We start from the raw sequence: 13,766 nt of genomic DNA on the forward strand, positions 1-13,766 counted from the left end.
TTACTACTGTTGGGGTATGGCGGATGCTTCCGAGATCGATCCTTCGGACCTGTGGGGTTGGGAGGGTGTTCCGGATGCTGCGGAGTGGATGCCGGTGCCGGATGCGGTGGATCTGGTGACGGAGACGGCGACGATGATGTCGGTGTTCGCCGCGGAACGCTTGGTGCGGATCGATGCGATGCGGCGGGAAATGCTCGCTGAGGCGGTGGGGCGTGGTGTCGGGGTGTTGGAGATCGTGGAGCGGTCGATCCGGTTGGAGTTGGCGGCGGCGATGCGGGTCACCGAGTACACCGCCGGCAGGCTCCTGGTGCTCGCGGAGGCGTTGACGGGCCGGTATCCGGGGGTGTTGGCGTCGTTGTCGGCGGGGCGGATCACGGAGAAGCATGCCGAGGTGTTCGTCGATCTCATCGACGAGGTCCCGACGGAGCTACGCGGCCAGGTCGTTGAGAAGGCGGTGGGGTTGGCGGAGGCGGAGCCGGTGGGATCGTTCCGGCGGGCGCTGCGCACTTTGATCGACACGGTGCAAGCCCGCACTTTGGAGGAGCGGCATCGGGACGCGGTGCGGGAGCGGCGGGTCTGGGTCGAGCCCGGGCGGGACGGGATGGGCACCCTGTGCGTGTATGCGCCGCTGGTGGAGGTGCAGGCCATCCACGGTCGGGTGACCGCGATCGCCAAGACCATCACCGGCCGCCGGAACGACCGCGACCAGCACGACCGCGACGCTGAGGACACTCGCGCGTTGGATCAGGTGCGCGCCGATGTGGTCTGTGACCTGCTCATCGACGGCACCACCGACACCATCCCCGCCGCGGCGCACGGGATCCGTGCCACCGTGGTCGTCACCGTCCCCGCGCTGGCCCTGCTGGAGGATGAGGTGGCGGAGAGTTGTGATCCGCCGGTGGTGGAAGGCATCGGCCCCATCCCGTTGCCCCGGGCGCGGGAGTTGTGCGGTGGGGACGGGAGATGGATGCGGGTGCTCACCCACCCCGAGACCGGGATGGTCCTCTCCGTCGGCCGCGACCGGTACGAACCCCCCGCCGCACTCCGCAAACTGGTGAAATGGCGCGCCGACCGGTGCATGGGACCCGGCTGCACCCTCCCCGCCAGCAGGTGCGAGATCGACCACACCATCCGGTGGAATGACGGCGGCGACACCGACCTGGAGAACCTGACACCCCTGTGCAAGGGCCATCACATCGTCAAAGACAACTCGGACTGGACAGTGACCCAGATCGAAGGCAGTGGTGGCGCCATCCAATGGCTCTCACCCGCCGGGCGGCGGTACATCGTGCAACCCGAACGCAAGATCCCGGTCTTCACCGCACCCCGCGACTTCTCTACCCACGGCGCACCCTTCTAGCGTGAATCGCGACGTGGTCTCGTGACCCGCGGGCGTCGATAGCGTCCGCGACATGCGCTTGCGAGTGCCGGGCACAAGGCCCGCGGAGCGGCCCCTTTCGGTCCCAACGCAATTCCCGACTCGCGGCTACTCGTCCTCGCCGGACTCCCGGGGTTGCGCGATCTCGATCACCGGAGCGACGGGAAAGACGATCGACTCCACCGTGCCGGATCCACCCAATCCCAGGAGGTCGAGTGACGCGGCATCGACGGGCGCGGCATCCACCGGTCTCTCTGCCGCCGTCTCAACGCGCAGCGGCTCTCCCGGCAGTCCGGGGAGCTCATCATTGAATTCCGGTCGCTGGACGAACAATCCCATACCGCCATTCTCACCCCCGGGAGGCATCCGAGCTCATAATTCGGGGATTCACAAGACGAACCGCCATAGGTATTCCTCGCCATCTTCCGGCCGGAACCACGAGAGCGTCACGACGGTCTCGTCGGGGTCGGCGTCGCATAGGCACAGCTCCGCGGTGTCGCCGGGCGGCATCTGCCCCCAGTGCTCGGTGACGCCATCGCGTCCGAGGTCGAGGAACACACGGACAAAATCCACCGCGACGGGACCGGCGTTGGTGACGAGCGGATGCCGGTCGTAGATGCGGTCGACGCGCCACGGCACGCGGTAAGCAAGCGGCGGGCGGGGTTCGTCGGACTCGAGAGCGTGCAGCATGCCGGCCACCGTAGGAGCCGGATCCGACGCCAGGGACAGGATTCCACGGGAATCGGAGCCCGCTGTGCAAAGTCCCCGGCGGGGCCTCGCGACGGCACCGCAGGGGAGGAGTCGCGAGGCTCAGTGATCGTCGCCGGACGCCTCCGGACCGGGCTGGTGCGCGTCAGGGTGGGGCTCAGGCACGTGCGGCTCGCTCGCGGCCTCGATCTCTCGCTTCGGGCGTCGCACGACTCTGCTTCCGAGTCGGCCGACGGCGCCGGCGCTGCGGGTCACCCCTCCGATGACGGCCCCGCCGGCCCTGCGGATGCCCAGCCCCGCCGCCCGTTCCAGGCGCTGCGCTCCCGGGCGCGGTTCCAGATCGGGAGGGAGGATCGCCGGAGGCGGCCCGAATGCGCGGCGCGCGTTCACCAGAACCCGCCTCCCCAGGATGTTGTTGCCGGCCCCGCCGATCGCCGCCCCGATGCCGAACGGCAGCGCCTTGCCGATCCAGGATGCGCCACCCCGCGCGGCGAACTGGTGGATGAAGCTCGTCTTGAGCCTGTCGACGAGAGGCCCGACGGCGGCGCGCGGGAGCGTTTTCGTGACGAGTTCGCCCCAGTACTTGTCGCGGGAGGGTCCTCGACCGGCCGCTTGGCCGGCGAGCTGCGCAACGAGGTCGATGCCTTCCTTGCCGAGCATGAGGGTGAGGACGAGCGCGCGGGCGCGGTCCGGGTCGGCCACGGGGATGCCGTGTACTTCGGTGACGGACTGTGCGAAGAGCGTGGTCGCCTCGAGGAACGCCACCGTCTCCACACCGCTGAGAGCGAGGGTGACGCCAGTGCCGATGCCCGGTACGACCGCTGTCGCGCCCACGGCGGCGCCACCGGTCGTCACTGCGGCCAGGTACCGCCGCTCCAGGATCCGCACGATCTCGGCGGAAGAGGCATCCGGATGCCGCAGCCGGATGCTTCGCAGATGCGTGAGCACCACGGGGCGCTGGATGGCCAGTACGCGGTCCAGCGCACGGATCGTGCGCGGATGCTCGTCTGATCCGGCAGGCGGCAGCCCGCCCTGCCACGGAGCATCGTCGGGCATGGTGTGGATGCGGTGCACCTTGTCGGCCATCGGGCCGATCCTAACCGGCAGCGCTGACCGCGCGCCCGGGGTTGACACGCGCCGGTTCGCCTGCGGGTCTAGCCGCGTCCCGAGGTCAGACGAAGAGGTTCGCGCGCTCGAGATCCTCGGCGAAGTCGACCTCGACGGCGTACAGGTCAGAGATGTCCAGCGGCTCCAGCAGGAGACCGTCCTCCACGATCGCCAGCTCGAGGCCTCGCTCGAAGTAGTCCTGATCGTCGACGCGGCCCAGCTGGCGCATGAACGCCTTCTTGTCGCGGCTCGAGATGTAGTTGATGCCGACAGCCTCGCCGATACCGCCCTTGACGGTCTTGGAGAGCTCCTTGATGTGGCCCTCGGCCGTGACCGTGTACTTGACCTCTTCGTCGCTGACCTTGGACGTGTTCACGGTCACGAACGACTGGTCGCGCTCGATGAGCTCGATCGCGCGTCCGAGAACCAGGGGATCGAAGACGACGTCGCCGTTCATCCAGAGCACGCCGCCCTTGCCCGTCTTCGCAAGAGCGCGCAGAAGGCTCTTGGACGTGTTGGTCTGGTCGTACCGGTCGTTGTACACGTAGTGGACGTCGGGGAATGCTTCGACGATCGCCTCCGCGCGGTACCCCACGACGGTGGTGATCTCGGCGTCGTGGCCGAAAGCGGCGCGAATATTGTCGTGCTGCTGCTGCATGATGCTGCGGCCGTCGCTGAGTTCGGTCAGCGGCTTGGGCAGGCTTCGCCCGAGTCGCGAGCCCATGCCGGCTGCAAGGATAACGGTTTGAAGGGTCAATGTAACTCCTGAAGTCCACGATTCACTGTCGGTTCACCGACGAGACACCCCTTCGTGCCTCGCCCATGGTAGCGATGGCGCCTGGGAACGTGCAGAATGATCGGCCGACGTTGCCGATTCGTGACATAACGCGGATGTCGAGATTGGGCCTCACCCGCTTCCCCGTCTGCCAGGGGCGCTTGATACGTTGGTTCGGTGACAGCCTCCTTCCCGATGCCGAATGACATCGATCCGGAAGAGCCGGACGGTCACGCCAGTGCGCCGGTCGTCCGGCTTCCCGCGACGGTGAAGCCTCCCTCCGACGCGCACGAAGCCCCGCGCAAGCCGCGGTCCAAGGGCGGACGCAAGCCCGCGACCACCCCCCGGCGCCCCGCGAAGGCCCCGGCGGATCCTGGCCCGCCTCCACCGCTGCCGACCGATCTGGACGTCGCAGCGATCGTCGCCGCCGGCATTGTGGTGCCGCCGAAGCCGCCGCTTCCGGTTTCCGCGTCCGCGCCGCGCGTCGCTGAGTCTGAAGAGACCGCCGAACCCGAACGCGAGACCACCGAGCCTGCAGCGACCGCCGAACCCGAACCCGAGACCGCCGAACCTGAAACCCCGGAGCCCGAGCCCGAGCCCGAGCCGGAGCCCGAGACAGAGGTCGCCGAGTCCGAGCCCGAAATCCCCGAGCCCCAGACGGGTGTCCAGCACGGGTCCGCGGTCGTCCCCGGCGCCGGTGCGGAGGACGACCCCGAGGCGCCGGTCGACCCCGAGCCGACGGAGGCCATCGAGTCGCACACGCCGATCGAGGCTGAAGCCACGATCCATGGGCAGACGTGGGCAGAACCTGTTCCCGAAGCCGCTGAGGACCCGGTCGTGCCGCCACCTGTTGCGGCGGCATCCGGCGATGTCCTCGTGCTGCGGGGCGTGACCAAGAGATTCGGGGGCACCCACGCTGTCGAAGGCATCGACCTGACTGTGCCCGCCGGCACGTTCTACGGTCTCGTCGGCCCGAACGGCGCCGGCAAGACCACCACCCTGTCGATGATCGCGGGGCTGCTCGATCCCGATCGGGGCACGATCCGCGTCGGCGGGGTGGATGCCGCGGCCAAGCCGCTCGCGGCGAAGAAGCTGATGGGTGTGCTGCCCGACCGCCTGCGCACGTTCGATCGCCTCACCGGCCGGCAGCTGCTGTACTACTACGGGGTGCTGCGAGGCCTGTCTCCGGCCGTGGTCGAGAGTCGAACGGCCGACCTGGCGAGGGCGTTCGATCTCGAGGGCGCGCTGGGGCGCAGCGTCTCGGACTATTCCGCCGGCATGCTCAAGAAGGTGATGCTCGCGGGGGCCCTCATCCACTCACCGCGACTGCTCGTGCTGGACGAGCCGTTCGAGGCGGTCGACCCGGTCTCGAGCGCCATCATCCTCGACATTCTCTCCACATATGTCGCTCACGGGGGCACGGTGATCTTGTCAAGCCACGGCATGGACCTGGTGGAGCGCGTCTGCACACGCGTCGCCGTCCTCGTCGCCGGCCAGGTGCTCGCGGAGGGCACCGTCGACGAAGTTCGCGGCGAACTGACGCTCGAGCAGCGGTTCGTCGAGCTTGCCGGCGGCCTGAGCGACGTGGAGGGTCTGGAATGGCTGCACACGTTCTCCGACTGAGGCTGGCGCTGCTGCTCGGCACCGTACGTGGGCGTCCCGCCCACGTCGTCCGAGTGGTCGCGGGCCTGGTGATCCTCGCTGCCGCGACGGCAGCCGCCTGCTGGGCGATGCTGACGATGCGGGATGCCGAGACCGAGGTCGTGCTTGCCGTGACCGTCCTCGGCGGTTCGGGCGTGACGCTCGGATTCGCACTGGCCCCGCTCATCGGCGCGGCTGAGGATCCTCTCGACCCGCGACGGTTCGCTCTCCTCCCGCCCTCCCGAGGACGACTGGCCGCCGTGCTCGCCGTCGTGGGGTTGGTCAGCGTCCCCGTGCTCGTCCTGGTGTCCATCGCCGTGTGTGCCGCGATCGTCTGGTCCGACCATGGTGTTCCGCCGGTGTTCACTACTCTCGGTCTCGTCCTCGGAGTCGTCACGTGCTCCCTCGTGGCCCGCGTGTGCATGGCGCTCGCGTCGCTGTTCCTGCGGGAGCGGCGCTCTCGTGAGTTGTCAGGCGTCTTCGTGCTGGTCGTGCTGGTCGTGGTGGTTCCCGTTGGGGTCTTCCTCGCTTCGCTCGAATGGGAGGGCACGGTTCCGCCGCAGCTTGTCGAGGCAGTCTCGACGCTCGCCCTCACGCCACTGGGCGCGGCCTGGGCGTTGCCTGGAGTGGGGGCGACAGGCGGTCAGGTCTGGCTCACGTTCGCGATCGCCGCAGCGACCGTCGCCGTCCTCGGTCTGCTGTGGGCCTGGGCTGTGCACCGCCTGCTCACCACCACTGAGCGCCCCCTGTCGACTCGCGACAGGGGCGGTTTGGGCTGGTTCGCCGTGGCGCCCGGCACGCCCGGCGGCGCGATCGCGGCGCGCAGCCTCCACTACTGGTTCGGAGATCGGCGCTACGTTGTCAACGCGCTGATCATTCCGGTCGCCGCCGCCATCACCGTCGTGCCGCTGCTCATCGCGGGGGTTCCGCCCGAGATCGTCGTGCTCGTGCCGGTTCCGTTCGCGGCCCTGTTCCTGGGGTGGCTGCCGCACAACGACGTGGCATACGACTCGACCGCGGTGTGGATGCATGTCGCCAGCGGCGTGCGGGGCGTGTCGGACCGCGTGGGTCGACTCGTGCCCGTTCTGCTCGTCGGTGCACCGCTGCTGGCCGTCGCAGTCCCGATCGCGGTCTCGATGCATGGTCGATGGGCGCTGCTGCCCGCCATGGTCGGGGTGTGCGCGTCTCTCTTCCTGGCCGGGCTCGGACTCTCGAGCGTGTCGTCTGTACTTGCTCCTTATCCTGTCTCCCGACCCGGTGAGAGCCCATTCCAGCAGCCGCAGCGTACGAGCGCGACGAGCGCGGTCGCACAGGCCCTGGTCATGGTCGGGGCACTCGCACTGGCAGCGCCGGCACTGTGGTGGTCTTGGCGGGCCCTGAACGACCAGACCGGTGCCGCGACCACGGCGATGTGGACGGGGATCGGCGTGGGCGTCACCGTGCTGGTGATCGGTGTCGTCGTCGGTGCGCTCGCCTTCGAGCGCCGCGGGGGGCGCATCATGGAGTTCGCGGAGGCGACCTGAGCCGGGTCCCTCGGACTGCCGAAGGGCTAAACTGACTCACCATGAGCACACCTGTCGAAGGCCCCGATCAGGGTGGACTCGCGACCCTCGACCGCGAGCTCGAAGAGCTCATCCGCGAGGAGAGCGTCGAGCCGGGCGATCACGAACGCTTCTCGCACTACGTCAAGAAGGACAAGATCCTCGAGTCGGCCATCACCGGCAAGCCGGTGCGCGCATTGTGCGGCAAGAAGTGGACTCCGGGTCGTGACCCCGAGAAGTTCCCGATCTGCCCGACGTGCAAAGAGATCTACGAGACCCTCGGCGGCTGACCGGGGGGCCGAGCGGCCTCACTCCGCGTCGATGTAGACCGTGGGGATCGCCGGATCGGAGCGGCTGAGGGCCAGCGCCCGCACCGGCAGCTCCTCGCGCACCCGGGCATGGTGGGTGCGGGCTGCCTGAACGCCGGCGACGCCTTCGAACGAGGCATCCGGTTCTCCGTCGGCCATGAGCGGCACTTGCAGTGCGCGGGCACCCGGTTGGGGCGGCGCCGTCATGAGCTGTTCGAACCCGTCCGAGACGGCGATGAGCTCTCTCGTCGCCGTCCCATCGTCGAGCGTGCGGAACGCGGCCTTGCGCCCGCCTTTCGAGCCCTTGTCGGTGGATGCCTTCGCGACCGCCACCCAGCCTCCTGCAGCATCCTCCCGCGCCACCAGCTTGTAGACCATGCCCGCCGTCGGGCTTCCCGAGCCGGTGACCACAGAGGTGCCCACGCCGTACGCGTCGACGGGGGATGCCGCGAGCGCTGCGATCGCGAACTCGTCCAGGTCGCTGGTGACCGTGATGCGGGTGCCGGTGGCGCCCAGCTCGTCCAGCTGCGCGCGCACGTCGGCGGCGACCGTCGGAAGGTCGCCGGAGTCGATGCGGACGCCGCCGAGTCCGGTGCCCGCGAGCCTGATCGCGGTCGCGACCCCCTCCCGGATGTCGTACGTGTCGATGAGGAGCGTGGTGTCCACTCCCAGCGCCTCGATCTGTGCGCGGAAGGCGTCCTCCTCGGTGTCGTGCAGCAGAGTCCACGAATGCGCGGCGGTTCCCATCGTGGGGATGCCCCAGCGTCGTCCGGCTTCGAGGTTCGAGGTGGCGCCGAACCCGGCGATGTAGGCGGCGCGTGCGGCGGCGACGGCGGAGGACTCCGCCGCACGGCGCGAGCCCATCTCGGCCAGCGGCCGGTCGCCCGCGGCGATGCTCATGCGCGCCGCGGCGGTGGCGATCGCGGAGTCGTGGTTGAGGATGCTCAAGGCGAGGGTCTCGAGCATGACGGCCTCGGCGAACGTCCCCTCGACGGTGAGGATCGGCGAACCGGGGAAGTACAGCTCGCCTTCGCGGTACCCCGCGATCGAGCCGGAGAAACGGTAGCTCTCGAGGAAGTCGAGAGTCGCGGCATCCACCACCTTCCCGTCTCTGAGAAAGCGCAGCTCGTCTTCGCCGAAGGTGAAGTCCCGGATCAACTCGAGCAGGCGCCCGGTTCCCGCGACGACGCCGAAACGCCGCGCGCCGGGAAGGCGGCGGGCGAACAGCTCGAACACGCAGCGCCGCTCGGCGGTGCCATCGCGCAGGGCCGCATCGACCATCGTGAGCTCGTATCGGTCGGTCAGCAATGCCGTCGAAGGGCCGCCGTTCTGAGTCTGTCGAAGGGTCATGCGGGTCAGCCTAGTGACCGCCTGGCGTAGGCTGGGGCATCGTGACCTTTCGGCAGTCTCAGGACGGCGCTGACGCGCCGATCGGAATCTTCGACTCCGGTGTCGGCGGACTGACCGTCGCCCGCGCGGTCTCCGCACAGCTGCCGCGAGAGTCCGTCCTCTATATCGGCGACACCGCGCGCTCGCCGTACGGACCGAAGCCGATCGCGGACGTGCGCCGCTACTCGCTCGAGATCCTCGACGCGCTCGTCGATCAGGGCGTGAAGATGCTCGTGATCGCGTGCAACACCGCCTCGGCGGCGATGTTGCGCGACGCGCGGGAACGGTATGACGTGCCGGTGGTCGAGGTGATCGGCCCGGCGGTGCGCACCGCGATGTCGACGACGCGCAACGGGCGCATCGGAGTGATCGGAACGGCCGGGACGATCGGCTCGGGCGCCTATCAAGACATGCTCGAGGTCAACGAGCGCCTCACCGTGTTCGCGCAGGCCTGTCCCCGTTTCGTGGAGTTCGTCGAGGCGGGCGTCACCGGCTCTGCCGAGGTGCTCGCCGTCGCCGAGGAATACCTCGCACCGCTGCGCCACGCCGGCGTCGACACACTCGTGCTCGGCTGCACCCACTACCCGTTCCTCGAGGGCGCCATCAGTTATGTGATGGGCCCCGAGGTCAGCCTCGTCTCGAGCGACACCGAGACCGCGAAGGACGTCTACCGCCAACTGGTCTCACGCAATCTGCTGGCGGGTCCGGATGCCACGCCCCGGCACCTCTACGAGGCCACCGGTGACTCGGCGGACGACTTCCTCGAACTCGCGCACCGCCTGATGGGCCGCGAGGTGACCTCCGTCCGGCTCGTGCAGACCGGCGCCATCGATCTTCCGACCGCCTGACCCGAGGAGCCCCTATGACCGATCTCGTCCGCGCGGACGGCCGTGCCGCCGACCAGCTGCGCCCCATCACGATCGAGCGCGGCTGGTCCAGCCATGCCGAGGGATCTGCGCTCATCTCCTTCGGCGGCACGAAAGTGCTGTGCACCGCCTCCTTCACCAACGGGGTTCCGCGCTGGCTCGTCGGCAAGGGCAAAGGATGGGTCACCGCCGAGTATGCGATGCTTCCGCGCGCGACCAACAGCCGCAACGATCGCGAGAGCGTCAAGGGCAAGGTCGGCGGGCGCACGCACGAGATCTCGCGACTGATCGGGCGGGCGCTGCGCGCGGTGGTCGACACCAAGGCGCTGGGCGAGAACACCATCGTCATCGACTGCGACGTGCTGCAGGCGGACGGCGGCACGCGCACCGCCGCGATCACCGGTGCCTATGTCGCACTCTCCGATGCGATCGAGTGGGGACGCGCCAAGAAGTTCATCGGCCAGAAGGCCACGCCCCTCATCGACTCGGTCGCGGCCGTTTCGGTGGGCATCATCGATGGGGAGCCGATGCTCGATCTCGCCTACGTCGAGGACGTCCGCGCCGAGACCGACATGAATGTGGTCGTGACGGGCCGGGGACTGTTCGTCGAGGTGCAGGGCACCGCCGAAGGGGCGCCCTTCGACAAGCGCGAGCTCGACGCGCTCCTGCAGCTCGGTGTCGACGGTTGCGCGGCGCTGCGCGGGCATCAGCTGGCCGCGCTCGAGCCGGTCTCGGCGGAGTGACGGATGGGAGCCGGTCGTTGAGCGGGAGAAGCGCGCCGAAACGCAGAATCGTGCTTGCGACGCACAACCCGCACAAGGTCGAAGAGTTCCAGGCGATCGTCGCGGCGACCCGCCCTGACTTCGAGGTGATCGGCTACGACGGACCCGAACCGGTCGAGGACGGCGTCACCTTCGCCGAGAACGCCCTGATCAAGGCGCGCGCCGCCGCCGCACACACGGGGCTGCCCGCCCTCGCGGACGACTCGGGAATCTGCGTGGACGTACTGGGCGGTGCTCCGGGCGTTTTCTCGGCGTACTGGGCCGGGCATGCGAAGGAAGCCGCCGCCAACCTGAATCTGCTGCTCGACCAGCTCTCCGACATCCGCGATCCACATCGCACCGCACAGTTCGTGTCGACGATCGCCCTGGTGATACCGGCCGAGTCGGACGGGTCGGATGCCGCGCGCGAGCATGTCGTCCAAGGTGTGTGGCCCGGGCGCCTGGCGACGGCGGCGTCGGGCACCGGCGGATTCGGGTACGACCCCGTATTCGTGCCGGACGGCCAGCCCGCGGACGCCGAGCGGACGGTCGGCGAATGGACCGCCGATGAGAAGAACGCGCAATCCCACCGCTCGCGCGCGTTCGCGGCGCTGGCGCCGCTTCTGGCTGGACTGTGACCCGAGCCGGCTCAGCCGCGTGAGGTGATCGGCAGCTCGAGCGCTGAGGGATGCCCTGGTCCCGCGTGCATTGTGCACGTGACGCGCGGGCTCGAGCGATAGAGCGCAGGGAAGGATCCCCACAGCGGATTGCGCGGCGACAACTGACGCCCGCCGACGTGAAGGCGCAGCTCGTCGCCCGCACGGAAGAGCGTGGCGGACGGTGCGAGCCCGATCTCGACTGGCTGCGGCTCTCGGGTCGCAAGGATCCTGCGAGAGCCCGTTGCGACGTAATCCCGCCCGAACCCGTAGGAGCCCTCGAAGGAGACGAAGCGGCCGGCGGTCCATTTCGACAGCCCGGCGAACAGCGACAGAGGTGTGTCGTCGGCTGCGCTGATCCACAGCCGGACGCGAGCCTCGCCGGTGACCTCGGTGTCTTCGTCGAAGATCCACGAGAAGACCGCCGCCTCGCGGCGTGCCCGAAACGTGACCCGGGAAGCGTCCCCAGGCACGGCAGCGTCGAGTGTGCCGTTGCCGCTCAGATGGAGCGCGCGGGTCTCGCCATGCGGGGGCCATCGGTCTTCGTGGCGGACCGCGACCACCTCGTCGCGCCGCTCCCGGACCTCCAGCCGCACGCGCGGCAGAGCGTGGGCAGCATCCTGGAGATGTGTCTGGAGAAAGGCGAGCTGCGCCGCCTTCGCCTCGTCGCTGTAGAAGGTCGCCCACTTTCCGCCGCGGTGCGTGTACAGGTGGCGGACGGAGGACGAGACCTCGCGGAAGGCTCGAAACGAGCCCCTCGTGTGCAGGTTCGCGTCCGAGAAGCTGCCGCACACGAGCATCGGCACCTCGATCCGCTCCAGATCGGGCACGAGCGCATCCCACCACGCGTCCTCGTCGGGACGCGCGGCAGCCTCGGCACCGAGGTCGGGCACCATACGCGCTGATCGGCGCACCAGTGTCGTCCACAGCCGCGAGAAGCCGACCTCGCGGACGCCGCCGGGATAGAAGAGATCACGGTACGCGTTCGTGAACCCCTCCCAGGGCACGATCGCCCGCAGATGCGGCGGGCGGGTGGCGGCCACCTTGTACTGCGAGATGGCGAGATACGACACGCCCAGCATCGCCACGCCGCCGTCGCACCACTCCTGCCGTGCGATCCACTCGATCGCGTCATGGAGGTCCTGCGCCTCGGCGTCACTCATGAGCGATCCGACGCCGTCCGAGCGACCCGACCCGCGCACGTCGAGGTTGACGAGGGCGAACCCGTGCGGCACCCACCACGACGGGTCGGGCGCCTCCCAGCTCGTCTCGTCCGAGATGTAAAGCTGCCCGGTCTGGCGAAGAGCACGGAACTGCGGTTTGATGCGATAGCCGCGCCGGGTGCGACGGGGAAGGACGTCCTTCCCATAGGGGTGTGCGCAGAGGATGGCCGGCACGGGGCCGGCGCCGGCCTGCAGATAGACGTTGGCCCGCAGGATGGTGCCGTCCCGCATCGGGATCTCGACGTCCTGCTGCTTGCGCACGCGACGATCCATTGGCGTCACGACGACCGGGGGTCGCAGCATCCGGGAGATTCGTTCGATGGCGTATCGCCCGGCACCGGAACGTCGCCAGGGCCGATCGGTCGTGGGCGTCGTGCGCTGCGTCACAGCGGCACGCTAGCACCCAGCCGCCCTCAGTGCGCGAGAAGGACACTCATTCCCGAGTAGGCGAAGCGCGCCGCCCGGGCCGAGTCCGCCGCCTAGCCTGGAGGCATGCACGAACATGCGCCGAGTGGGGTCCGCGGGGTGGGCAACCGTCGCCTGCTTGCGATCTCGCTCGCGATCACCACGGTGGTGATGGTCGTCCAGATCATCGGCGCTGCGCTCTCGGGTTCCCTCGCGCTGCTCGCGGACGCCGCGCACATGTTCACCGACGCCGCCGCCCTGGTGATCGCCCTCGTGGCGAGCATGGTCGCCGCACGGCCGGCCAACGATCGCCGCACCTTCGGATACCAGCGCGCGGAGGTGTTCGGAGCCCTGGTCAACGGCATCATCCTCATCGCGCTGTCGGCGTGGGTCGCCGTCGAAGGCGTGTCGCGCCTCGTGTCGCCCTCCGATGTCGAGGTCGCAGGCGGTCTCATGCTGGGCGTCGCGATCGTCGGTCTCATCGCCAACGCGGTGGCGATGTGGCTGCTGAGCTCGGCGCAGCGCCGCAGCATAAATGTGCGTGGCGCCTACCTCGAGGTGCTCGGCGACCTCATCGGCTCGGCCGCGGTCATCGTCGCGGCGATCGTGATCCTCATGACCGGATGGGCACAGGCCGACGCGATCGCGTCACTGTTCATCGCGGCCATGATCATCCCGCGCGCGATCGGGCTGCTGCGCGAAGTCGTCTCGGTCCTTGCGGAGTCCGCGCCGGTGGGCACGCACGTGCGCGAGATCCGTGACCACATCCTCGCCACCCCGGGCGTGGTCGACGTGCACGACGTGCACGTGTGGCAGCTGACGCGCGGCGCCCCGGTGTTCTCGGCCCACGTTGTCGTCGACGGGGCTGCGTTGCAAGACGGCAAGGCCTCCGGAATCCTGAGCCAGCTGCAGACGTGCCTGTCGCAGCACTTCGACGTCGCGCATTCGACGTTCCAGCTCGAGCCCGCCGGACACATCGAGCACGGCGCGCACGCGTAGGGCGTCGGG

Annotated in this window: 14 protein-coding genes; 8 read left to right on the forward strand and 6 right to left on the reverse strand. The window is 69.1% G+C overall.

Translation table 11 applies throughout. The features are described from left to right. Positions 1-1,360, forward strand: a 1,360-nt coding sequence (locus tag K0817_RS08190; protein ID WP_308211894.1) for a DUF222 domain-containing protein, incomplete at its 5' end; no start/stop codon positions are given. 126 nt (positions 1,361-1,486) lie between these two features. On the opposite strand, the gene K0817_RS08195 is transcribed toward K0817_RS08190, so the two are convergent. The 4 genes from K0817_RS08195 to K0817_RS08210 all read right to left on the reverse strand — a co-directional run bounded on the left by K0817_RS08195 (position 1,487) and on the right by K0817_RS08210 (position 3,950). Then, positions 1,487-1,717: a hypothetical protein gene (locus K0817_RS08195; protein ID WP_219980996.1), complete on the reverse strand. Its 231-nt coding sequence runs from the start codon at positions 1,715-1,717 to the stop codon at positions 1,487-1,489. A 48-nt stretch (positions 1,718-1,765) separates the two neighbouring features. Next, positions 1,766-2,068 carry a hypothetical protein gene (locus K0817_RS08200; RefSeq protein WP_219981585.1) on the reverse strand — a complete coding sequence of 101 codons (303 nt, stop codon included), beginning with the start codon at positions 2,066-2,068 and terminating at the stop codon, positions 1,766-1,768. 120 nt (positions 2,069-2,188) lie between these two features. Continuing rightward, positions 2,189-3,172 carry a hypothetical protein gene (locus tag K0817_RS08205; RefSeq protein WP_253735260.1) on the reverse strand — a complete coding sequence of 328 codons (984 nt, stop codon included), beginning with the start codon at positions 3,170-3,172 and terminating at the stop codon, positions 2,189-2,191. Positions 3,173-3,257: 85 nt separating this feature from the next. After that, entirely contained in the window at positions 3,258-3,950 is a 693-nt protein-coding gene (locus tag K0817_RS08210) for an NTP transferase domain-containing protein (RefSeq protein ID WP_219980997.1), read from the reverse strand. A 195-nt stretch (positions 3,951-4,145) separates the two neighbouring features. Between K0817_RS08210 and K0817_RS08215 the strand changes: the two genes are divergently transcribed. The 3 genes from K0817_RS08215 to K0817_RS08225 are packed head-to-tail and all read left to right on the forward strand — an operon-like array spanning position 4,146 to position 7,440. After that, positions 4,146-5,591: an ABC transporter ATP-binding protein gene (locus K0817_RS08215; RefSeq protein ID WP_253735261.1), complete on the forward strand. Its 1,446-nt coding sequence runs from the start codon at positions 4,146-4,148 to the stop codon at positions 5,589-5,591. Then, positions 5,567-7,132, forward strand: a complete 1,566-nt coding sequence (locus K0817_RS08220; RefSeq protein WP_219980999.1) for a hypothetical protein — start codon at positions 5,567-5,569, stop codon at positions 7,130-7,132. Before K0817_RS08215 ends, K0817_RS08220 begins: the two co-directional genes overlap by 25 nt. Positions 7,133-7,173: 41 nt before the next feature. Next, positions 7,174-7,440, forward strand: coding sequence for a DUF3039 domain-containing protein (locus K0817_RS08225; RefSeq protein ID WP_219981000.1), 267 nt, complete (start codon positions 7,174-7,176; stop codon positions 7,438-7,440). Positions 7,441-7,458: 18 nt separating this feature from the next. Here K0817_RS08225 and K0817_RS08230 read toward each other — a convergent pair whose 3' ends face one another. Next, positions 7,459-8,808: a nicotinate phosphoribosyltransferase gene (locus K0817_RS08230; protein ID WP_219981001.1), complete on the reverse strand. Its 1,350-nt coding sequence runs from the start codon at positions 8,806-8,808 to the stop codon at positions 7,459-7,461. Positions 8,809-8,849: 41 nt separating this feature from the next. Between K0817_RS08230 and murI the strand changes: the two genes are divergently transcribed. Genes murI through rdgB form a run of 3 tightly spaced genes read left to right on the forward strand, consistent with a single transcriptional unit; the run spans position 8,850 to position 11,112 of the window. Continuing rightward, a complete protein-coding gene (murI, locus tag K0817_RS08235) occupies positions 8,850-9,695 on the forward strand; it encodes a glutamate racemase (RefSeq protein WP_219981002.1) in 846 nt (281 codons plus the stop codon). 14 nt (positions 9,696-9,709) lie between these two features. After that, positions 9,710-10,456 carry a ribonuclease PH gene (rph, locus tag K0817_RS08240; protein ID WP_219981003.1) on the forward strand — a complete coding sequence of 249 codons (747 nt, stop codon included), beginning with the start codon at positions 9,710-9,712 and terminating at the stop codon, positions 10,454-10,456. A gap of 50 nt (positions 10,457-10,506) precedes the next feature. Further along, positions 10,507-11,112, forward strand: coding sequence for an RdgB/HAM1 family non-canonical purine NTP pyrophosphatase (gene rdgB, locus K0817_RS08245; RefSeq protein ID WP_253735262.1), 606 nt, complete (start codon positions 10,507-10,509; stop codon positions 11,110-11,112). 11 nt (positions 11,113-11,123) lie between these two features. Here the strand turns inward: rdgB and K0817_RS08250 are convergent, their stop codons facing one another. Then, positions 11,124-12,740, reverse strand: coding sequence for a CocE/NonD family hydrolase (locus K0817_RS08250; RefSeq protein ID WP_219981005.1), 1,617 nt, complete (start codon positions 12,738-12,740; stop codon positions 11,124-11,126). 105 nt (positions 12,741-12,845) lie between these two features. Here K0817_RS08250 and K0817_RS08255 point away from each other — a divergent pair, with 105 nt between their 5' ends. After that, entirely contained in the window at positions 12,846-13,757 is a 912-nt protein-coding gene (locus tag K0817_RS08255; RefSeq protein WP_219981006.1) for a cation diffusion facilitator family transporter, read from the forward strand. The last annotated feature ends 9 nt before the right edge of the window (positions 13,758-13,766 follow it).

The organism is Microbacterium sp. HD4P20 (assembly GCF_019449275.2).
Classification (GTDB): domain Bacteria; phylum Actinomycetota; class Actinomycetes; order Actinomycetales; family Microbacteriaceae; genus Microbacterium.

Excerpts from the sequence above, each read along its gene's own strand:
- K0817_RS08195 (WP_219980996.1), bottom strand. The coding sequence starts at position 1,717 with ATGGGATTGTTCGTCCAGCGACCGGAATTCAATGATGAGCTCCCCGGA.
- K0817_RS08255 (WP_219981006.1), top strand. The coding sequence starts at position 12,846 with ATGCACGAACATGCGCCGAGTGGGGTCCGCGGGGTGGGCAACCGTCGC.
- K0817_RS08220 (WP_219980999.1), top strand. The coding sequence starts at position 5,567 with ATGGCTGCACACGTTCTCCGACTGAGGCTGGCGCTGCTGCTCGGCACC.
- K0817_RS08200 (WP_219981585.1), bottom strand. The coding sequence starts at position 2,068 with ATGCTGCACGCTCTCGAGTCCGACGAACCCCGCCCGCCGCTTGCTTAC.
- rph (WP_219981003.1), top strand. The coding sequence starts at position 9,710 with ATGACCGATCTCGTCCGCGCGGACGGCCGTGCCGCCGACCAGCTGCGC.
- K0817_RS08205 (WP_253735260.1), bottom strand. The coding sequence starts at position 3,172 with ATGGCCGACAAGGTGCACCGCATCCACACCATGCCCGACGATGCTCCG.
- K0817_RS08225 (WP_219981000.1), top strand. The coding sequence starts at position 7,174 with ATGAGCACACCTGTCGAAGGCCCCGATCAGGGTGGACTCGCGACCCTC.
- K0817_RS08230 (WP_219981001.1), bottom strand. The coding sequence starts at position 8,808 with ATGACCCTTCGACAGACTCAGAACGGCGGCCCTTCGACGGCATTGCTG.